Genomic DNA, 18,795 nt, shown 5'->3' on the forward strand with positions numbered 1-18,795 from the left:
GGGCTCGATAAGGGAGGGGGCGCAGGGGTGCAAGGCGATAGCGGGGTGCAGGCTTAGAGAACGCGCCCCGCAACCGCATCAAGACGGGCAAGAAGGTCGGGATCACGGGCATCGGGACCGGTCATGATCGCATGCTCTAGCGCGCGGTCGCAGCCATAAGAACAAGGGGTGCGGGCACCGCCAAGCAGGGCCGGAAGGGCGGCGACGAGCGCGCGGGCGTGGGTGGCGTTTTTCTGGAGGGTGGCGATGATCTGCGTCACGTCGACCTCGCCGTGATCGGGGTGCCAGCTGTCGTAGTCGGTGATCATCGCGACGGAGGCGTAGCACAGCTCGGCCTCGCGGGCGAGCTTGGCCTCGGGCATGTTGGTCATGCCGATCACGTCCGCGCCCCAGCTGTCGCGGTACATGCGCGATTCCGCCAGCGTGGAAAATTGCGGCCCCTCCATCGCCAGGTACGTGCCGCCGTCGTGGGTGGTCACGCCGGTGTCGCCGGCCGCTTGCAGACAGGCCGCGGAAAGCCGCGGGCAGGTGGGATGGGCCACCGACACATGCGCAACGCACCCCGTTCCGAAGAACGATTTTTCGCGCGCGAAGGTCCGGTCAATGAATTGATCTACAATGACAAAATCACCGGGCGCCATGGTTTCGCGCAGCGACCCGCAGGCCGATACGGCCACCACATCGGTGCAGCCCAACCGCTTGAGCGCGTCGATGTTGGCGCGGTAGGGCACGGTGGTCGGGCTGTGGACGTGGCCGCGTCCGTGACGGGGCAGAAACACCATGTCGACACCCCCCAGACGCCCGGTCAGAAGCGCATCGGACGGGGCGCCCCACGGCGTTTGCACGGTGGTCCACTGCGCGTCCTGCAACCCGTCGATGTCATAGATGCCGGAGCCGCCGATCACGGCGATTTTGGTGTCGGTCATGGCGGTCCTCGTGTGTGGCAACGCCGTGATGGTGGCGGCAAGTGGCCCCGATTGCAACCGTGCAGCCGCGATGCACCGCGCGTACACCAATGGTGCACAAACTGTATGCGCCGCAGTGCAGCGTCAGAGCATCAGCATCTCGTCGGTGATCGTCCCCTCCGCGCCGCCGGAGATGGTCAGCGTCAGGCCCTGATCCGCAAACTGCAGATCCGCCCCCTCTATCGAGAGATGGGCGCGGACGTCTTCGGCGCTGTCGTAGCCGAACCCGTGGAAGACGAGCGTGTCCCACGAGCGCAGATCGAGCAGGGTGTGATCGCCCCCGTCGCCGGCGTTAAAGATGAAGTGGTCGGCGAGGTAGCCGCCCGCGATTATGTCACTGCCACCGCCCGGCGCGATCTGGTCACCCTGCGCCTGCGCGCGCATCCAGCCGGCGAGATCGGTGTCGCGGGCGGCGTCGCGCAGGGCTGTTGCCTCTTGACTGGCGCTGAGTGCCGTCAGGAGTGCTACGTCGCGCGCGCCCAGCGGCATGTCTGCCGCGCGCATCAGGCTTTGCCCAAAGAAGTCCTGTGCTGCCGGTGCCGCCGGGCGGTCGAGGATCGCGCGGAAGAAAAGGTCAACGGTCGCGGATGCGTCCACCCCTTCGAAGCGCGCGCGCGCTTCGGGCGAGAGCAGTATCGCACGGTGCATGTCCGGCAGGTCGATCTCTTCCGCTGACAGCCGTCCGGCCCAATGCGACAGGCCCGCGAGATCGGGTTCGCGCCCCAATGCGGCGCGGTAGGTCCAATAGACCGCCTCTGCCGCGTCCTCGCTCACGGTCTGGGTGAGCAGCGCGCCGGGGTCTGCGTTGAGTGTCGCGCGGTATTCGGGGCTACCGGCGAGGGACTGGATGAAGGCGCCGAGCGCGTCGACCTCGCCCACGATTTGCGCGAAGGTCGATTGGAACACGTCCGGCGCGTCGCGGCCGAGCAGCGCGTTGAAGATCCGGTCAACCGTCTCTGCCCCGCCGAGCTGGCGCAGGCCCGCGTTCTCGATGAGCCGCGTCGCCATGTCGGTGACGATCGCGGTGACGGCGTCGGGGCCCTGACCCGCGCCGCTGGTATAGAGCGGGGTGTCGAAGAGCGTGGTGCCGAAGGCCGCGTCGATCTGGCCTGCGGCCTTGACCAAGGCCTCGGCACTCTCGGTGCGCTGGGCGCTGAGGGGCAGGCGGGTATCGCCGAGCAGGATGTCGTTGCCCGCCCCGCCGGTGAGCGCGTCGGCCCCGTCGGTGCCGCGCAACACGGCGGCGGCGTCTGTGGCTGTCTGGTTGCCGCCGCCCACGATGGGGAGCAGCCGGTCTGCGTCGAGCGAGAGCAGGAAGCTCTGTGCGCTTCCGTCCGGGCCCCTCGCGTCGTAGCTGAGCACGGTTTGCGGGCCGTTATGCGCCGCTTCGAGGGTGTGGATGGTCATGCCGGTTGGGGCGTCGATCAGCGCCGCGGGCGCGCCTGTGCTGTCTGCATCGACCGCGCGTGCGAATATGCTGCGTCCGTCGGTTTGATAGACCGTCAGCCCGTTCTGGGAGGTGGTGAACGCGACCGGCCCGGGCCGCGCGTCGAGCTGTTGCGTGTCCCCCAGCGGCGTGCCGTCGCCGTCGATGAAGCGGATGAGCGGGTCGTTGCCCTGCGCGGCAAAGCCGATGAGCGCATAGCCGTCCCCGGCCGGCAGGATGTCGGACAGCCAGTACGCCCCCTGCGCAAGATCGACGGTGGCCAAGGGTACCCGTGCGAGGGTGTCGGGATCGAAGCTGTCGAGCGTGACGCCCTGCGCGCCCTGCGTGGCAAGCACCAGCCCGTCGCCGCGCGCGGCGCTGACAAGCTCGGGCACCGACAGGCCCGCGCCCCCGAAAGCGTGGGTGGTGGCGGTGCCGTCCGTCCCGATCAGCGTGAAGCTGCGCGCCGAGACCTGCCCGGAGAAATCCTGCCCCTGTTCGGTAAAGACCGCTGTGCGCCCGTCCGCCAGACGTTCCGCATCGGCGATGCGCAGGGTGATGGCAGGGCTTTCGGGCGTGGACAGGGATGTGTCGCGCACCGTTTGTGCGCCATCGGCGTCATAGCGTGCGCTGCGCAGTGCCGGGCCACTGAGACCCCGGAACGCGCCCCAAAGCAACGTGACCCCGCCGTCGCCCTCCGGCAGGAGCGTGTGTGAAGTAAAGCTATCCCACGTATCCTCGCAGAAGATGCGGGAGCAGACCGGTTCGCCGTCGAGAGCCGCGGCGCGCGTGACGTCCGCGTCGAGCGTGCTCAGCCATCGGTTCTCGAAGAAGGTGAGGCCGAACCCTGTATCGACCCTGCGCCCCTCGTCCGATTGCACGAAGAGCGTGCCGTCGGGGGCGAGTGAGATCGCGTTCACGCTGACGGAGACGATGTCGTCCAGTGGATCGCGCCGCGCGTCGCCTTGCGCTTTGGCAAACAGGATCGCCTGCATCCGGGCCTCGAAATTTGGATAATTCAATGGATATGTTCTAGGGTCTGCGCCGCGCGCGCGTCAACGGCGGGGTTTTCAATGCCGGTCGCGGCTGCTACGGGAGCGGCGAGTACCCCCGCATCCGAGGCATCCCATGACCCGCACCACCTTTCGCAGTTTCACCCAGGGGCTGGCCCCGCGCAACATGGACGTGACCGATCTTCGCTGGATGGGCGACGACGGGTTCAGCGTCTCGCGGCTGCGCATCGAGTTGCTGTCGGGTCTGACGGTGGCGCTGGCGCTGGTCCCCGAAGCGGTGGCCTTTGCGTTTGTTGCGGGTGTGCATCCGCTTGTCGGGCTGTATGCGGCATTCATGGTCGGTCTGATCACGGCGCTGATCGGGGGCAGGCCGGGCATGATTTCGGGCGCCACGGGGGCGTTGGCCGTTGTGATGGTGGCGCTGGTCGCCCAACACGGGGTCGAGTACCTGTTTGCCACGGTGGTCCTGATGGGTCTGATCCAAGTTTTTGCCGGTGTCATGCAGTGGGGCAAGTTCATCCGGCTGGTGCCGCATCCGGTGATGCTGGGCTTTGTGAACGGGCTGGCGATCGTGATTTTTCTGGCACAGCTGGGGCAGTTCAAGGTGCCCGGCAGCATGGAGAGCAGCGGCCACGGCATGTCGGGCGGTGAGTGGCTGTCAGGCGGGCCGTTGTACCTGATGCTGTTGCTGGTGGCGGCGACGATGGCGATCATCTGGGTGACGCCGCGCATCACCAAGGCGATCCCCGCGCCGCTGGCGGGCATCGGGATTGTCGCGCTGGTGGTGATTTTCACCGGGATGGACGTGCCGCGGGTGGGCGATCTGGCCTCGATCCAGGGCGGTTTGCCGAGTTTCCACAACCCGTTCGGCACGGGCGAGGGGCTTTATGGCACCGCCCTTGCGCCGCTCAATCTGGAGACATTCTACATCATTCTGCCCTATGCGGTGATCCTTGCGGCGATCGGCCTGATCGAGAGCCTGCTGACGCTGAACCTCGTCGGGGACATGACCGGCAAGCGGGGCGGGGCGAGCCAGGAATGTATCGCGCAGGGCCTGTCCAACACCGTGACCGGTTTCTTTGGTGGCATGGGCGGGTGCGCGATGATCGGCCAGTCGATGATCAACGTGAAATCCGGCGGCCGCACGCGGGTTGCGGGCATCGCCGCGGCGCTGTTCCTGCTGATCTTTATCGTCTTGGCGGCACCGCTGATCGAGCTGATCCCGCTGGCCGCGTTGGTGGGGGTCATGTTCATGGTGGTGATCGGCACCTTCGCGTGGAATTCGCTGACGATCCTGCGCAAGGTGCCGCTGACGGATGCCTTTGTGATCCTGCTGGTCACGGTTGTGACGGTTTACAAGGATCTGGCCATTGCGGTGGTCGTTGGCGTGATCGTGTCGGCGTTGGCCTATGCGTGGACCAACGCGCGCCGTATCTACGCCAAGACCTACGAGACACCCGAGGGCACCAAGGTGTATCAGGTGCAGGGCCCGCTGTTCTTTGGCTCGTCCGACGGGTTTGCCGAGCTGTTCGATGTTGAAAACGACCCCTCGCGCGTTGTTGTGGATTTTGCGGACAGCCGCGTGGCGGACCAGTCGGCGTTGCAGGCGATCGAGGCCATGGCGGGCAAATACGAGGACGCCGGCAAGAAGCTGGAACTGCGCCACCTGAGCCGTGACTGTCACCGTTTGCTGACCCGTGCGGGGCACCTTGTCATCGAGGATGACGACGATCCCGAATATCAGGTTGCCGTGAATTACGGCGTGCGCACAGGGATCCTTGGCGGCCACTAGGCCGTTAAAAAGCGAAATAGTCTTTTGTTGTCGCATTCGGGAGCCTGCGCTAGGTCGGCGGTCTGATCCGCTGTCGGCCAACCGGTCGGCCCCAATGCCGAAAGACGTGCTTTATGCGCAGCCATCCTGTTCCGTTCAACGAAGAAGCCCGCGTGCGGGCGGTCCGCGCCGTGCCGGGGCTGACGCGCGAAAACCATCCGGTGTTCGATTCCATCTGCCATGCGGCGGCGGCGCTGCTTGGCTGTCCGATCGCGCACATCAGCGTCGTGGAGGAAGCGTCGCAGTGGTATAAATCGGTGGTGGGTATCGTGCTGGAAGAGATGCCCAAGAACAATTCGTTTTGCGCCCATACCATCATGTCGGACACGGCGATGGTCGTGCCGGACCTGAGCGCCGATCCGAAGTTTTCGGACCATCCGATGGTGGCCGAGGGCGGACCGGGGGCGCGGTTTTATGCGGGTGTGCCGCTGACGCTGTCGTCGGGGTTCCGCTTTGGCAGCCTGTGCGCGCTGGACCTGAGTGCGCATGCCGCCCCCGACGCCCGCCAGTTGGAGGTATTGCGCCATCTGGGCGATGCGGTGGTGGCCGCGCTGGAGAAGGAACCGGCCACACCCGCCGCGCCGCAAGCGACACCGTCGAACACGTTCCTGACGCTGGTGGGCCACGAGTTGCGCACGCCGCTGACCGTGATGCGCGGTGCGCTGAGCCTGATCGAAAAGCGCGCCGAAGACCCGATCAGCGCGCGATTGTCCGAAAGCGCGCTGCGCGCGAGCGAGCATCTGGCCGAGATGGTCGAGGCGATCCTGCGGTTCAGCGACGTGAGTACCGGCAATCTGGAACTACACGAGACGCAGATCGATCTGGGCGGGTTCCTGACCCATCTTTACGAGGCCCACGCCGACAGCATCGCGGAGGTCGGCAAATCGATCGAGCCGCCCCTGACCAACGTCACCGGCGTGCTGACGGTGGACGAGGGGCATCTGCGCATGAGCGTGACCGCGCTGGTTCTCAATGCCATCATGCACGGGGGCGACAGCATTCGTGTGACATCGGGCACCACGGTCGAGGGGCATGTGGAAATCGCGGTGCACGACAATGGCAAGCTGACCAACGTGATCGAGATCGAGCGGTTGTACGAACCCTTTGTCGTGGGCGGGGACATCGATCAGCGCGACACATCGGGGGGATTGGGGCTGGGCCTGCCGCTGACGCGCAAGCTGGTGGAGCTGCACGGCGGCGAATTGGGGATCGAGACGGGCAGCCGTGGCACGACCGCCCGCATCCGTTTGCCCAAGTGGCGTCTGACGGCCTAGTGCGCGCCGATCAGTCGTCGGGGCGGATGATCTCGAACACCTCGCGCACGGCGGTATAGTCGCGGTAGCCCAAGCGGCTGAGCGGTTGGAAGGTCGACACGTCGAAGCGCCCGTCGACCACGCAATCGTCGCGCAGGTGGACACCCACCACTTCGCCGAAACACACGAAATTGGCTTCGCCCTCGATCTGTACGATCTGGGTCATGCGGCATTCGAGGCTGGCGGGTGCGTTTGCCACACGGGCACAGGCGATTTCGTCGCATTCGGCCTTGTCGATGCCGGCATGGGCGAATTCGTCGGTGCCGTGGGGCAGGGTGGCGGAGCTGCGGTTCATGGCGTCGCGGGCGGCGTATTCCACGACGTTGACGCAGAACACGCCGGTTTCGCGGATGTTGGCCATGCTGTCCTTGGTCCCGTCCACGTCATCCTTGGTGCCGGTGGAGGCGAACATCACCTGCGCGGGGGTGTAGGCCACGCCGTTGAAAAAGGAATAGGGCGCCAGATTGTCCCTTCCGGCACGGTCGCGGGTCGAGATCCAGCCGATGGGCCGGGGCGTGACGATGGCGTTGAAGGGGTTGTGGGGCAGGCCGTGACCATCAGCGGGGCGGTAGAACATGGGGCACCTTTCAAATCGTTGCACCTCCAGCTAACGCCATGTTACGCCCCTTTCCACCGCAAATGCTGCAAAGGCCCGCTTTGGTGTACGATCTGAGCCCCGAGACCGCCGACGATTACTGGGAAGTCGAGGCGCTGTATGATCTGTGTTTCGCGCCCGGGCGCACGGCATTGTCGTCGTACCGGCTGCGCGAGGACGTGCCGCCGGTGGCGGGGCTGAGCCTTGTGGCGCGTGATGCGTCGGGTGTTCTGGGCGGCGCGATCCGGTACTGGCCGGTGCAGATCGGGCCGGTGCAGGCGCTGCTGCTGGGGCCGGTGGCGGTGCACCCCACGCGCCAGGGCGAGGGGCTGGGCCGTCAGCTGGTCGAAGGGTCGCTGCACCGTGCGGGGCCGCTGGGATGGGACCGTGTGATGCTGGTGGGCGATGCGCCCTATTACGGCAAGTTCGGTTTCGAACGTCTGGAGGGGGTCACCATGCCGCCGCCCACCAACCCCGACCGCGTGCTGGGCCGCGCCATCACCGCAGGCGCGTGGGACGGCGTGACCGGCGATGTCACCCGCGTGGCGCGTTGAATTATCGGCCCCTGTGGCCCACATTGAGGCCAGCACAGGGAGAAAACGCATGTCAGACATCACGCTACCGCAGGCGCGGGCGATCGACGTAGAGGCCGAACTGGACGCGATCGCAGCCCGCTACAAGGCCGCCGGCGGTGTGGGCATCAATGTGTTGAACCTGATTGGCGGGCAGGCCGAGAACCTGCTGGATAAATTGCCCCGCCCGATCCGCTCGGAGCTGGAAGGCGCCACGGTCAAGGCGCTGGATTACGCGATGACCGCCGCCCACCGCAGCCGCGCGCAGGTGCCCGATCAGGCATCCTGGCTCAATCAGGCGGTATCGGTGGCGATGGGGGCCGCGGGTGGCGCGGGGGGATTGCCCACGGCGATGGCCGAACTGCCGGTTACCACCACGTTGCTGTTGCGGGTGATCGAGGGGGTATCGACGCAATACGGCTTTGACCCCGATACGGAATCGGTGCGCTTTGATTGTGTGAAGGTGTTTTCCGCCGCGGGGCCGCTGAGCGACGATGACGGCACGGACTTGGGGTTTCTATCGGCGCGGCTGGCGCTGTCGGGCAAGGCGATGCAGACGATCATCGCACGTGTCGCCCCGCGGCTGGCCGTGGTGCTGGGTCAGAAGCTGGCCGCGCAGGCGGTGCCGGTGCTGGGTGCCGTGGCGGGGGCGGCGACGAATTACGCCTACACCAGCTATTACGAGGAAATGGCGCATGTGCATTTCGGGCTGCGCAAGCTGGCGATTGATGCAGATATCCCGGCCGATGAGCTGACGGAGCGGTTGCGCGCGCGCATGACGCGGCTGCCCGCCTGAGCCTAGCGGCCGATGGACCCCGGCGCGACCGTCGTAGCCTTGAGGATCGCGAAACACTGTTGACCCACCGCCAGATCGAGCGCCGCCGCCGCCCGCGCGGTGATCCGTGCCAGCAGCGTGTCCGCCCCCAGCCGCAGCACGACCATCGTGCCGGGACCGTCGCCCGCCCGGATGTCCGCGATGGTGGCAGGCAGGATATTCTGTGCGCTGAGCCCTTCGGGACGCGCGCGCGCCAGCATCACGTCATGCGCCATGATCCGCAGCCGCACCGCGCTACCCACGGCTGCGCGCACTCCCGGCAGATCGAGCGTGCCGCCGCTGAAGCGCAGCAGCGACAGGCCGTCGTCTGCGTGCGATACCACCGTGGCTTCGATGACAGCACCCGCTTCGCGCACGCCAAGCAGCGGGGCCGCCGCCGGATCGGCCATCAGTGTGGCAATAGGGCCCTGGGCGGCCACGCGCCCGTCGCGGATCAGCACCAGATGGTCGGCGAGGCGGGTGATTTCCTCCATCGCGTGGCTGACATAGAGGATCGGCAATTTGAGCGGGCCGTCGCGCAGCCCTTCGAGGTAGGGCAGGATTTCGGCCTTGCGCGGGGCGTCGAGGCTGGCCAGCGGTTCATCCATCAACAGCATCCGCGGCGCGCTGAGCAGGGCCCGCCCCAGCGCCACACGCTGGCGTTCGCCACCCGACAATGCGCCGGGTTTGCGCGCCAGCAGATCGCCCAGACCCAGCAGGGCGATCACATCGTCGCGGGCGACGCTGGTGCCCGCGGGGGCATAGCGGGTGCCGAAGTCCAGATTGGCCGCCACATCAAGATGCGGGAACAGGCGCGCGTCCTGAAACACCGTGCCGAACCGCCGTTTGTGGGCGGGCACGTGGATGCCGCGGGCCGTGTCGAGCAGGGTCTGATCGCCGAATTGCAGCAGACCGTGGTCGGGCCGCAGCAGACCGGCGATGGCCTTGATCACTGTCGATTTGCCCGCGCCCGAACGCCCGAAGAGCGCGGTGATCCCCGGCCCCGCGTCGAGTGCGATGTCGAGATCGAAGCCGTCGAACCGGTGGGTCAGGTGCAGTTTCACGCCCGCGCTCCGATGCGCTTTGCCACCCGTTGCGCCAGCAGTTCGGACGCCAGCACCGCCGCGATCGCCACGCCGCAGGCCAGCAGGGCGAGGCGGGCCGCCTGCGCTTCGCCGCCGGGCACCTGCAGTTCCGTCCAGATCGCGATGGGCAATGTCTGGGTCTGGCCGGGAATGTTGGCGACAAAGGTGATTGTGGCCCCGAATTCGCCCATCGCCTTGGCAAAGCCCAGCACGGCCCCTGCGAGGATGCCCGGTGCGATGAGCGGCAGGGTGACGCGGGCAAAGACCGCCCCGCGTGGGGCCCCGAGCGTGGAGGCCGCGTCTTCGAGACCGGGGTCGACCGCTTCGATCGCCAGACGCATGGCCCGCACCATCAGCGGAAAGCCCATGACCATCGCCGCCAGCACCGCGCCCGACCAGTGGAAGGCCAGCCCCAGACCGATGGCCTGCAACGCGCCGCCCAACGGGGCCGCAGGGCTGAAGAGGCTGAGCAGGACGTAGCCCGTGACCACCGGCGGCAGCACCAATGGCAGATGCACCAGCGCATTGATCAGCGATTTGCCCCAGAAGTCGCGCCGCGCCAGAACCCACGCCATCGCCAGCGCCAGCGGTACCGCCAGAAGCGTCGCACAGAAGGCGACCTGGAGCGACAGGCGCAGGGCGGTGAGGGCAGCCGGGTCCAGCATCAGCCGCTTTCGGGCCCGAAGCCGTACTGCCGCAGACGTGCCTGTGCTGCGGGCGAGCCGAGGTGGGCCACGAAGGCCGCCCCTGCCGGTGTCAGTGCGGCGGCGGGATAGGTGATGGGCGCGTGGCTGTCGGGGGGAATGGCGTAGCGCACGGATACCCGCGGATCGGCGGCCGCATCCGCGGCATAGACCACGCCGAGAGGGGCCGCGCCCTGGGCTACAAGGGCCAGCGCGGCGCGCACATTGTCGGTTTCGGCCAGATGTGGTTTCAGGGCGTCCCACGCGCCGATGTGGCGCAACCAGTCGCGGGCGTAGCTGCCTGCGGGCACGCTGTCGCGCTGGCCAATGGCGAGCCGACCGCCGTCGAGCGCGGCTTTGAGCGTGGCGCTGTCGGGGGTGGTGAGCGCGGCCCCGCCCGTCTGGCCGATGAGCACGAGTTGTCCGCTGGCCACGCTGCGCACCGCGTCTGTATCCACGTGGCCCCCGGCCACGAGCCACGCCATCCAGTCTTTGTGCGCCAGCACCACCACGTCCGCAGGAGCGCCGGCTGCGACCTGTCGGGCCATGCTGCCCGAGCCGCCAAAGCTGAACCGAACCGGGGTGCCGAAATCCTGTGCGATTGCGCCGAGCGCGTCGCGCAGGCTGGCCGCGGCGAAGACCGTCACGGCGCGGTCCTGCGCCGCGAGGGGCAGGGGCAACAGCAACAAAAGGGCCAGCAACATCCGCATCATGGCCGGACTATCCGTCAAGCGGCAGGCCCGTACAAGGGGCAACCGGAGGGCCTGTGCGCTGTCCAACCCGTCTGGTCAGCGCCGCGCGGGTGCGCTAGCTCTGGGCATGAGGCAAATGAAACGGGACACGGCATGGTCAAGCAACTTCCCATCAGTCTGCACGGGGCCACCAAGGGGCAGGCGCGCACGCAGTTCGCCGCGCTGTGCTACCGTGTGAAGGCCGGTAAGGTCGAGGTCCTGCTGGTGACATCGCGCCAGCGCAAGCGCTGGATCGTGCCCAAGGGCTGGCCGATGGAGGGGATGACCCCCGCCGCGGGCGCGCTGCGCGAAGCGTGGGAGGAAGCCGGTGTGGAGGGGATCGCCAGCGATGCTTGCATCGGGGTCTATTCGTACACCAAGGCGCGTGCCGATGGCACCGGCGTGCCGTGTCTGGCAATGCTGTATCCGGTGCGGGTGACCCGTTTGCGCAAGTCCTATCCCGAAGCGTTGCAACGGCGCCGCAAGTGGGTGTCGCGCAAGAGGGCGGCCAAGATGGTGGCGCAGAAGGATCTGGCAAAGTTGATCGTGGGGTTCAAACCGGGTTGAGCCGTGCTTGACCTCGGGCGGGGTGCGCCCCATTTTATGCCACTGTCGTTCAACGCCGTTCACGGGAAGGGGTGCAGATGATCAAATACGCGCTGACCTGTGCACAGGGCCATGCCTTTGAAAGCTGGTTCCAGAGTGCTGCGGCCTTTGATGCACTCGGCGCGGCGGGGCATCTGGCCTGTGCGGTGTGCGGTGACGCGACGGTCAAAAAGGCGCTGATGGCGCCGCGTGTCGCGCCCAAGACGGCGGCGGTGGCCGTGCCGGACGCGCCCGCCGAAGCCGAACAGTCCAGCGGACAAAGCAGCCCGCCCCCGGACGCGGAGACGCAGATCGCGCAGTTGCGCCAGCACGTGGAGCAGAACGCGACCTATGTGGGCGGCAGCTTTGCCCAACGCGCGCGCGACATGCACGACGGTACCGCGCCCGAGCAGGCCATTTACGGTGAAGCGAACGCGCAAGAGGCCCGCAAGCTGATCGAGGACGGTGTGCCGGTGCTGCCGCTGCCGTTCAAACCGAAACAGAAAATGCAATAAGGACACCCCCCACCCATGACCATCGTCATTACAGGTGCCAGCCGCGGCATTGGCGCGGGCCTTGCCCGGCATTACCGCGATCGGGGCGTTGAGGTGTTTGGCACCAGCCGGTCGCCCGCGGCGGACATCGAACTGGATGTCACGCGCCCGGCCAGCCACACGCAGATGGCAGAGCAGTTGCAGGGCAAGGTGGTGGACCTGCTGGTGTGCAACGCGGGCGTTTTCCTCGACAAGGGCAACGACATCGAGACCGGGTACGGGGCGGATTTGTGGGCCCAGAGCTTTGCCACCAATGTGACCGGCGTTTTTCTGTCCATACAGGCGCTGTTGCCGCATCTGCGCCGCGCGCCCGCGCCCAAGATCGCGATCATCTCGTCGCAGATGGCATCGTCCGAACAGGCGCCCGGCGGCAGCTATATCTACCGTGCCTCCAAGGCGGCGGTCCTGAATCTGGGGCGCAATCTGGCGGCGGATCTGAAGGACGAAGGCATCGCGGTGGGCATTTACCATCCCGGATGGGTGCAGACGGATATGGGCGGGCAGGCCGCCGACATCACCACCGACGAGGCGGTTGCGGGGCTGGTCGACCGGTTCGCGGGTCTGAGCCTTGCCACCACCGGCGTTTTCGAGACGTGGGACGGGCGCGCGCATCCCTATTGAGCGGCCCCCTGCGGTAAGTCTTGCGCTCGCAGCAGTCGTCGCGTAAACCGCGCGCGGTACGACCAGACGAGGAAAACCATGCCGGTATTGGTGATGAAATTCGGTGGCACTTCGGTGGCCACGCTCGACCGCATCCGCCGCGCCGCCAAACGGGTCGGCGTCGAAGTGGCGAAGGGCTATGACGTGATTGTCATCGTGTCGGCCATGTCGGGCAAGACGAACGAATTGGTCGGTTGGGTCAACGAGACTTCTGCGATGTACGACGCGCGCGAATACGACGCAGTGGTGTCGAGCGGCGAGAACGTCACCGCGGGATTGATGGCGCTGACGTTGCAGGAAATGGACGTGCCGGCGCGCAGCTGGCAAGGCTGGCAGGTGCCGGTGCAGACGACCGCGGCCCATTCCGCCGCGCGTATCGAGGATATTCCGCCCGCCAACATCATGGCGAAATTCGCCGATGGCATGAAGGTGGCCGTGGTCGCGGGGTTTCAGGGCGTGAGCCCCGAGGGCCGCATCACGACGCTGGGCCGGGGCGGATCGGATACCACGGCGGTGGCTTTTGCCGCGGCCTTCGGCGCTGAGCGCTGTGATATCTATACGGATGTGGACGGTGTTTATACCACCGATCCGCGGGTCGAGGCCAAGGCCCGCAAGCTCGACAAGATTTCGTTCGAGGAGATGCTGGAGCTGGCGTCACTGGGCGCGAAAGTGTTGCAGACGCGGTCGGTCGAACTGGCGATGCGCTACAAGGTCAAGCTGCGCGTGTTGTCGAGTTTTGAAGAACAATCGGACGAAGCCGGAACGCTGGTCTGTGACGAGGAGGAAATCATGGAAAGCAATGTGGTTGCAGGGGTCGCGTTCAGCCGTGACGAGGCGAAAATGACGCTGGTGTCGGTTGCCGACCGGCCGGGCATTGCCGCCAGCATCTTTACCGCGCTGAGCGACGGCGGCGTGAACGTCGATATGATCGTGCAGAACATCTCGGAAGAGGGGCGCACCGATATGACGTGGTCGTGCCCTGTGGATCAGGTCAAGCATGCGCAGGCCGCCATGCAGAAGGCCGCCGACGACGGGGTGATCAACTACCACGAGCTGATCGCGGACGAAGGTGTGGCCAAGGTGTCTGTGGTGGGCATCGGGATGCGCAGCCACACCGGCGTGGCCGCCAAGATGTTCAAGGTGCTGTCGGACGAGGGCATCAACATCAAGGTCATCACCACGTCGGAGATCAAGATTTCGGTGCTGATTGATCGCAAGTACATGGAACTGGCCGTGCAGGCGCTGCATGATGCGTTCGAGCTGGACAAGGCTGCCTGATTTTCGGGCGGTTTCGGGCGGTGCGCGAAATAATATAAAGTCGTTTTAATCCAAAGGAGTGTGGCTGTATCTTGATGTGATGCATCAGGATGCGGATCGGACCCCGCGCGTGCCGGGACCGCGCGTGCGCAATCGGATGGCGTGTCGTCGCGGATTTACATCCGCGGGTGTCATTCCCTCTCCCCTTGGGCGGAGCGAGGTTGTATAACGGCCCCAAGGGACGAGCGGAGACATCATGCCAGACCGGATTGAAAGCGACAGTCGCAAGCTGTTGGGCCGCTTGCGCGATACCATGGCAGGCGAAGACGCGGGCCAGGCGCGGCTGGACAAGATCACCCATCTGATCGCGACGTCGATGGGGTGCGAAGTGTGCTCTATCTATCTGTTTCGCGATGACGACACGCTGGAGCTGTGTGCCACCGAGGGTCTGAACAAGGACGCGGTGCACCAGACGCGCATGCGGTTGGGCGAGGGTCTGGTGGGCAAGGTGGCCAAGCGCCGCCGCATCATCAACACGCCGAACGCCCCGCAGGCCAAGGGTTTCCGCTATATGGAGGAAACCGGCGAGGAGATCTATTCGAGCTTTCTGGGGGTGCCGATCCAGCGGTTGGGCGACACGCTGGGCGTTCTGGTGGTCCAGTCGAAAGATGCACGCGAATTCATCGCCGACGAGGTCTATGCGCTGGAAGTCGTGGCGATGGTGCTGGCCGAAATGACCGAACTGGGCGCCTTTGTGGGCGAGGGCATGGCCATGTCGGCGCGCCATTCGCAGCCCGTTCTGGTGCGCGGTACCGTGGCACAGGAAGGCGTGGCGGAGGGCCATGTATGGCTGCACGAGCCGCGGGTCGTGGTCTCGAACCCCATCGCGGACGACCCGGAGGTGGAGGCGCAGCGGCTGCAGGACGCTGTCGATACCCTGCGGCTGAGCGTCGATCAGATGCTGACCATGTCGGTGGCCGACAAGGAGCAAAAGCAGGTCATCGAGACCTACCGCATGTTTGCCAACTCCAAAAGCTGGATGCGGCGGATGCAGGAGGACATCACCCGCGGCCTGTCGGCCGAAGCGGCGGTGGAAAAGGAGCAATCGCTGGCGCGCTCGCGCATGGGCCAGTCGGCGGACGCCTATCTGCGCGAACGGCTGAGCGATCTGGACGACCTGTCGAACCGTTTGCTGCGGATCCTGACCGGGCAGGGCAGCAACACGGGGGCCGAAATGCCGGGCGATCCGATCCTTGTGGCCCGCAACATCGGTCCGGCGGAGCTGCTTGAATACGGGCGCAGTTTGCGCGGTATCGTGCTGGAGGACGGATCGGTCGGCAGCCACGCGGCAATCGTGGCGCGGGCCCTTGCGATCCCGTTGCTGGTGCATGCCGGACGCATCAGCACGGAGGCGCTGAACGGCGATCACATCATGGTCGACGGCGAGCAGGGGATCGTGCATTTGCGCCCGGAGGACACGGTGGCGACCGCGTTTCGCGACAAGATCGCCATGCAGGCCGCGGCGCAGGAACGCTATGCCTCGATCCGCGAAAAGCCCGCAGAGACGCGGTGCGGGTCGATCGTGCAGCTGAACATGAACGCGGGTTTGATGGCCGATCTGCCGTCGCTGCAGAGCTCGGGCGCGGAGGGTGTGGGCCTGTTCCGGACCGAATTGCAGTTTCTGGTGCGCAACCAGATGCCGCGCCGGTCCGAGCTGAGCGCGCTTTATACCCGCGTGCTGGAGGCCGCACAGGGCAAACGGGTCGTTTTCCGCACGCTCGACATCGGGTCGGACAAGGTCCTGCCTTATATGAAACCCAACGATGAGCCGAACCCGGCGCTGGGCTGGCGGGCGATCCGTGTGGGGCTGGACAAACCCGGCATCATGCGGATGCAGTTGCAGGCGCTTTTCCGGGCGGCGAACGGCGGGCCGCTGACGGTGATGTTCCCGTTTGTGGCGCAGTTCGAGGAATACCGCGCGGCCCGCGAAGAGGTCGCCAAGACGCTGGCGCGCGAGGAACGGTTGGGCCATGTGCTGCCGTCAAAGATCGAAGTGGGCGCGATGCTCGAGACGCCGTCACTGGGGTTTGCGCCGCGCAAGTTCTTTGAGGAGGTCGATTTCCTGTCGATCGGGGGCAATGACCTCAAGCAGTTCTTCTTTGCGGCAGACCGTGAAAACGAGCGGGTGCGCAAACGCTACGACACGTTGAACGTGAGTTTCCTGACGTTTCTGGAGAGTATTGCGGAGCGTTGTGCCGACACGGGCACGCCGCTGTCGTTCTGCGGCGAAGATGCGGGCCGTCCGGTCGAGGCGCTGTGTTTTGCGGCCATCGGCTTTCGCCAGCTGTCGATGCGGCCCGCGTCGATCGGGCCGGTCAAGAGCCTGCTGCGCCGCTGTAATCTGGACGATGTGCATAGGGTCATCACGACCGCCCGCGACCGCGGCGATATGTCGGTTCGGCCCGCGATCATGGAATATCTGCGCGAACAGTACTGAGCCATCGGTTTCATTTTTGCGATGAAATGGGGCCTTCGGTAGGCTGGATGTTTCGGTTTTCTTTTTCTAATGCGACAATTTAGGCCGGTATGCGGGGGCGGAGCGCATTTTGGCATCTGGTGGGTCGGGGTGCGTGTGGCGGTCCCCGCTTGTCAACTCAATGAGAGCATGCATTACTTGGTCCCGAGAAGAACCGACAGTGTTTGACCAGAGGGTGTGACGTGCACAATTCGCTTCGGGATGAAGCCATGAGCGTTATTGCGTCCTCCGTCGACGAGACCCACGACGGGTTGGCGCTTTTTTCCGAGAAATGCAGGGAAATCGACGAGGTGCCCGCGTTCTGGTGGGGCGATTATCCGGTCTGGATCGCCGATATTCCGCGACAGCGCCCGAATGTCTGGCCGCTGCGGTTCGAGGGCGCTGACAGGGTTCTTGTCTGCAGTCCCGACGCAGAGCGGCAGTATTGCGTCCAAACCGCGGCGCTGAAGGCCTTCGTTACCGATACGCTGGACACCAAGCTGACGGCGGCGGAATTTGCCGTGTTTCTGGATCTGGCGACGGGGCTGTCGCTGGAGGAAAGTGCCAGCAGTGCCGAGGTGGCCGTGGCCACGCGGCGCAAGCAATTGCAAACGGCGTTCCGAAAGCTCGACGTTGTGGGGCAGTCCGAACTGGTCAGTCTGGCCAACCAGTTGATCAACCGCTTCTCGATCGTGCTCGCGCGGATGATCGGGCGGGATGAGACACATTGGGGCGGGTATGTCGGTCACCTGCCCAAGGGCGTGCGCTGTGGCGTTCTGGAGGGGCCGGACCATGATCCGGTGAGATATCTCGAGATCGGGCCGGTGACGGGGCGGCCCGTCATCGTGCTGCATCCGATGATTTTTCCGCACATCGACCCGCGCGATGTCGAGATGTTTCACACGCTCGGTTGGCGCACCTTCTGGCCCATCAGGGCCGGGTGTCTGAGCGTGGCGGGCACGACGTCAAAAGACTGGGCCGCGCATTGTGACAGGGCCGTGTCGGACATTCATACCGTTCGGGGCCTGTGTTCAGACGTGTCTGTGCCGGTTGTTGCGATGGTGTCATCCGGTGCCTATGCGACGGCGTTCGCAGAGAAATATCCCGACCACGTGCAGCGCATAGATTTTGTGTCGACCTGTTTCACCTCTGGCAAGGGGAAGTCGTCAGATGGGTATTTCGGGGAATTTTTGCTGCGCGGATTGCAGCAGAACGGACGTTTGGCGGCCATCGCGATCCAGCATCTTGCCACTGCCGTATTTGGCAAGGAACAGCTCGAGACGACGCTGAGACGCATTTTCAAGGGGAGCCGGACCGACATGGATCTGCTTGATGCGGAATTCGGCGATCCGGCGCGCCGCGAGCGGATCACGTTTGCCATTCGACATTCGATTGAATCCATGCGGCTGGATTACCTGTCGCAGCTCAATTTTTGCTGGAGCAGGACGCGCAAGCTGGGGGTGCCGATCCAATTCTGGCACGGGGCGCAGGATGCTGTGCACGATCTCGAGGAGGTCGTGCCCTTCTCGCACCGGATTGCGGGCAAGCCACCGGAAGTGGTGCGGGATATGGGCCACCTGACGCAGGGCGCGCCCATGCGGCAAGTCTATCGCCGGATCGCGGCCACATACTCCAAATGAGGTAGATTGCCCACAATCGGTCTTTTCACGCCCCGCGAGGGGGCGTCACATTCGGTTTTGTAGCAAGAAAGCAGCAGCCCGTGCGGCACGCGATGTGTGGCCGGGCCGGTTCATCAAATCGGAGTATAGAATGAAGAATATTATTGCCATGACAGTGATCGGCCTCGGGTTGGCGGCCTGTCAGACGACCGGTGCCCAGCAGAGCGTCGACAAAGATGCAGCCATGCGTTTGGCCACGCAGGCCGATATGGCATTGATCGATGGCAAGACCCTGACGCTTGAACCGGGCAAATCCTATGTGGTGTCGTCTGCAGGCACGATCCGCGGGTCGTGGGAGGGCAAGCCGCTCGTGGGTACTTACGAAATGCGGGACGGTTATTTTTGCCGGGTTCTCACGCAGGGGCCGAATGGCCCTGCGCCGGAGGATTGTCAGCTGCTGGTTCTGGAAGGGGACACGCTGCGTGGCACGAGAAACCGCGGCGAGGGTGCCAGCTTTCGGCTGACCGTGTCCTGAGCGGGCAGCCGGATCAACAAATCCATCGATGGCACGCTGGCC

At 65.5% G+C, this 18,795-nt stretch carries 17 protein-coding genes; 11 read left to right on the top strand and 6 right to left on the bottom strand.

What is annotated here, in order from left to right; all coding sequences use genetic code 11:
• Positions 1-53 precede the first annotated feature (53 nt).
• Together K3756_RS05430 and K3756_RS05435 are read right to left on the bottom strand one after the other, a co-directional pair.
• Entirely contained in the window at positions 54-926 is an 873-nt protein-coding gene (locus K3756_RS05430; protein WP_259991675.1) for an S-methyl-5'-thioadenosine phosphorylase, read from the bottom strand.
• 123 nt (positions 927-1,049) lie between these two features.
• A complete protein-coding gene (locus K3756_RS05435) occupies positions 1,050-3,413 on the bottom strand; it encodes a DUF4214 domain-containing protein (protein ID WP_259991677.1) in 2,364 nt (787 codons plus the stop codon).
• A gap of 106 nt (positions 3,414-3,519) precedes the next feature.
• Between K3756_RS05435 and K3756_RS05440 the strand changes: the two genes are divergently transcribed.
• Positions 3,520-5,196 carry a SulP family inorganic anion transporter gene (locus K3756_RS05440; protein WP_259991679.1) on the top strand — a complete coding sequence of 559 codons (1,677 nt, stop codon included), beginning with the start codon at positions 3,520-3,522 and terminating at the stop codon, positions 5,194-5,196.
• A 113-nt stretch (positions 5,197-5,309) separates the two neighbouring features.
• Complete coding sequence (locus tag K3756_RS05445) at positions 5,310-6,509, top strand: GAF domain-containing sensor histidine kinase (protein ID WP_259991681.1); 1,200 nt, start codon at positions 5,310-5,312, stop codon at positions 6,507-6,509.
• 10 nt (positions 6,510-6,519) lie between these two features.
• Here K3756_RS05445 and K3756_RS05450 read toward each other — a convergent pair whose 3' ends face one another.
• Positions 6,520-7,125 carry a flavin reductase family protein gene (locus K3756_RS05450; RefSeq protein ID WP_259991683.1) on the bottom strand — a complete coding sequence of 202 codons (606 nt, stop codon included), beginning with the start codon at positions 7,123-7,125 and terminating at the stop codon, positions 6,520-6,522.
• Between the two features lie 62 nt (positions 7,126-7,187).
• Here K3756_RS05450 and K3756_RS05455 point away from each other — a divergent pair, with 62 nt between their 5' ends.
• A complete protein-coding gene (locus K3756_RS05455; RefSeq protein ID WP_409202432.1) occupies positions 7,188-7,697 on the top strand; it encodes a GNAT family N-acetyltransferase in 510 nt (169 codons plus the stop codon).
• A gap of 49 nt (positions 7,698-7,746) precedes the next feature.
• Complete coding sequence (locus K3756_RS05460; protein WP_259991687.1) at positions 7,747-8,511, top strand: EcsC family protein; 765 nt, start codon at positions 7,747-7,749, stop codon at positions 8,509-8,511.
• A gap of 2 nt (positions 8,512-8,513) precedes the next feature.
• Here the strand turns inward: K3756_RS05460 and modC are convergent, their stop codons facing one another.
• The 3 genes from modC to modA are packed head-to-tail and all read right to left on the bottom strand — an operon-like array spanning position 8,514 to position 11,010.
• Positions 8,514-9,593, bottom strand: coding sequence for a molybdenum ABC transporter ATP-binding protein (gene modC / locus K3756_RS05465; RefSeq protein ID WP_259991689.1), 1,080 nt, complete (start codon positions 9,591-9,593; stop codon positions 8,514-8,516).
• Positions 9,590-10,279, bottom strand: a complete 690-nt coding sequence (gene modB / locus K3756_RS05470) for a molybdate ABC transporter permease subunit (RefSeq protein WP_259991691.1) — start codon at positions 10,277-10,279, stop codon at positions 9,590-9,592. Before modB ends, modC begins: the two co-directional genes overlap by 4 nt.
• A complete protein-coding gene (modA, locus tag K3756_RS05475; RefSeq protein ID WP_259991693.1) occupies positions 10,279-11,010 on the bottom strand; it encodes a molybdate ABC transporter substrate-binding protein in 732 nt (243 codons plus the stop codon). Before modA ends, modB begins: the two co-directional genes overlap by 1 nt.
• Before the next feature lie 132 nt (positions 11,011-11,142).
• On the opposite strand from modA, the gene K3756_RS05480 reads away from it, so the two are divergent.
• The 7 genes from K3756_RS05480 to K3756_RS05510 all read left to right on the top strand — a co-directional run bounded on the left by K3756_RS05480 (position 11,143) and on the right by K3756_RS05510 (position 18,753).
• Complete coding sequence (locus K3756_RS05480) at positions 11,143-11,595, top strand: NUDIX hydrolase (protein ID WP_259991695.1); 453 nt, start codon at positions 11,143-11,145, stop codon at positions 11,593-11,595.
• Positions 11,596-11,672: 77 nt separating this feature from the next.
• Positions 11,673-12,128: a DUF1178 family protein gene (locus K3756_RS05485; protein WP_259991697.1), complete on the top strand. Its 456-nt coding sequence runs from the start codon at positions 11,673-11,675 to the stop codon at positions 12,126-12,128.
• 15 nt (positions 12,129-12,143) lie between these two features.
• A complete protein-coding gene (locus K3756_RS05490; protein WP_259991699.1) occupies positions 12,144-12,788 on the top strand; it encodes an SDR family oxidoreductase in 645 nt (214 codons plus the stop codon).
• Between the two features lie 78 nt (positions 12,789-12,866).
• Positions 12,867-14,105: an aspartate kinase gene (locus K3756_RS05495; RefSeq protein WP_259991701.1), complete on the top strand. Its 1,239-nt coding sequence runs from the start codon at positions 12,867-12,869 to the stop codon at positions 14,103-14,105.
• Positions 14,106-14,340: 235 nt separating this feature from the next.
• Entirely contained in the window at positions 14,341-16,581 is a 2,241-nt protein-coding gene (gene ptsP, locus K3756_RS05500; RefSeq protein WP_259991702.1) for a phosphoenolpyruvate--protein phosphotransferase, read from the top strand.
• A 248-nt stretch (positions 16,582-16,829) separates the two neighbouring features.
• Complete coding sequence (locus K3756_RS05505; protein WP_259991704.1) at positions 16,830-18,239, top strand: helix-turn-helix transcriptional regulator; 1,410 nt, start codon at positions 16,830-16,832, stop codon at positions 18,237-18,239.
• A gap of 130 nt (positions 18,240-18,369) precedes the next feature.
• Complete coding sequence (locus K3756_RS05510; RefSeq protein WP_259991706.1) at positions 18,370-18,753, top strand: hypothetical protein; 384 nt, start codon at positions 18,370-18,372, stop codon at positions 18,751-18,753.
• Positions 18,754-18,795: the final 42 nt, after the last annotated feature.

This window comes from Sulfitobacter sp. S190 (assembly GCF_025141935.1).
Lineage (GTDB): Bacteria > Pseudomonadota > Alphaproteobacteria > Rhodobacterales > Rhodobacteraceae > Sulfitobacter.

What these genes read in the sequence shown, in the direction of transcription:
- K3756_RS05430 (WP_259991675.1), bottom strand. Translation starts at nt 926, where the DNA reads ATGACCGACACCAAAATCGCCGTGATCGGCGGCTCCGGCATCTATGAC.
- K3756_RS05440 (WP_259991679.1), top strand. Translation starts at nt 3,520, where the DNA reads ATGACCCGCACCACCTTTCGCAGTTTCACCCAGGGGCTGGCCCCGCGC.
- K3756_RS05445 (WP_259991681.1), top strand. Translation starts at nt 5,310, where the DNA reads ATGCGCAGCCATCCTGTTCCGTTCAACGAAGAAGCCCGCGTGCGGGCG.
- K3756_RS05450 (WP_259991683.1), bottom strand. Translation starts at nt 7,125, where the DNA reads ATGTTCTACCGCCCCGCTGATGGTCACGGCCTGCCCCACAACCCCTTC.
- K3756_RS05455 (WP_409202432.1), top strand. Translation starts at nt 7,188, where the DNA reads ATGCTGCAAAGGCCCGCTTTGGTGTACGATCTGAGCCCCGAGACCGCC.
- K3756_RS05460 (WP_259991687.1), top strand. Translation starts at nt 7,747, where the DNA reads ATGTCAGACATCACGCTACCGCAGGCGCGGGCGATCGACGTAGAGGCC.
- modB (WP_259991691.1), bottom strand. Translation starts at nt 10,279, where the DNA reads ATGCTGGACCCGGCTGCCCTCACCGCCCTGCGCCTGTCGCTCCAGGTC.
- modA (WP_259991693.1), bottom strand. Translation starts at nt 11,010, where the DNA reads ATGATGCGGATGTTGCTGGCCCTTTTGTTGCTGTTGCCCCTGCCCCTC.
- K3756_RS05480 (WP_259991695.1), top strand. Translation starts at nt 11,143, where the DNA reads ATGGTCAAGCAACTTCCCATCAGTCTGCACGGGGCCACCAAGGGGCAG.
- K3756_RS05485 (WP_259991697.1), top strand. Translation starts at nt 11,673, where the DNA reads ATGATCAAATACGCGCTGACCTGTGCACAGGGCCATGCCTTTGAAAGC.
- K3756_RS05490 (WP_259991699.1), top strand. Translation starts at nt 12,144, where the DNA reads ATGACCATCGTCATTACAGGTGCCAGCCGCGGCATTGGCGCGGGCCTT.
- K3756_RS05495 (WP_259991701.1), top strand. Translation starts at nt 12,867, where the DNA reads ATGCCGGTATTGGTGATGAAATTCGGTGGCACTTCGGTGGCCACGCTC.
- ptsP (WP_259991702.1), top strand. Translation starts at nt 14,341, where the DNA reads ATGCCAGACCGGATTGAAAGCGACAGTCGCAAGCTGTTGGGCCGCTTG.
- K3756_RS05505 (WP_259991704.1), top strand. Translation starts at nt 16,830, where the DNA reads ATGAGCGTTATTGCGTCCTCCGTCGACGAGACCCACGACGGGTTGGCG.
- K3756_RS05510 (WP_259991706.1), top strand. Translation starts at nt 18,370, where the DNA reads ATGAAGAATATTATTGCCATGACAGTGATCGGCCTCGGGTTGGCGGCC.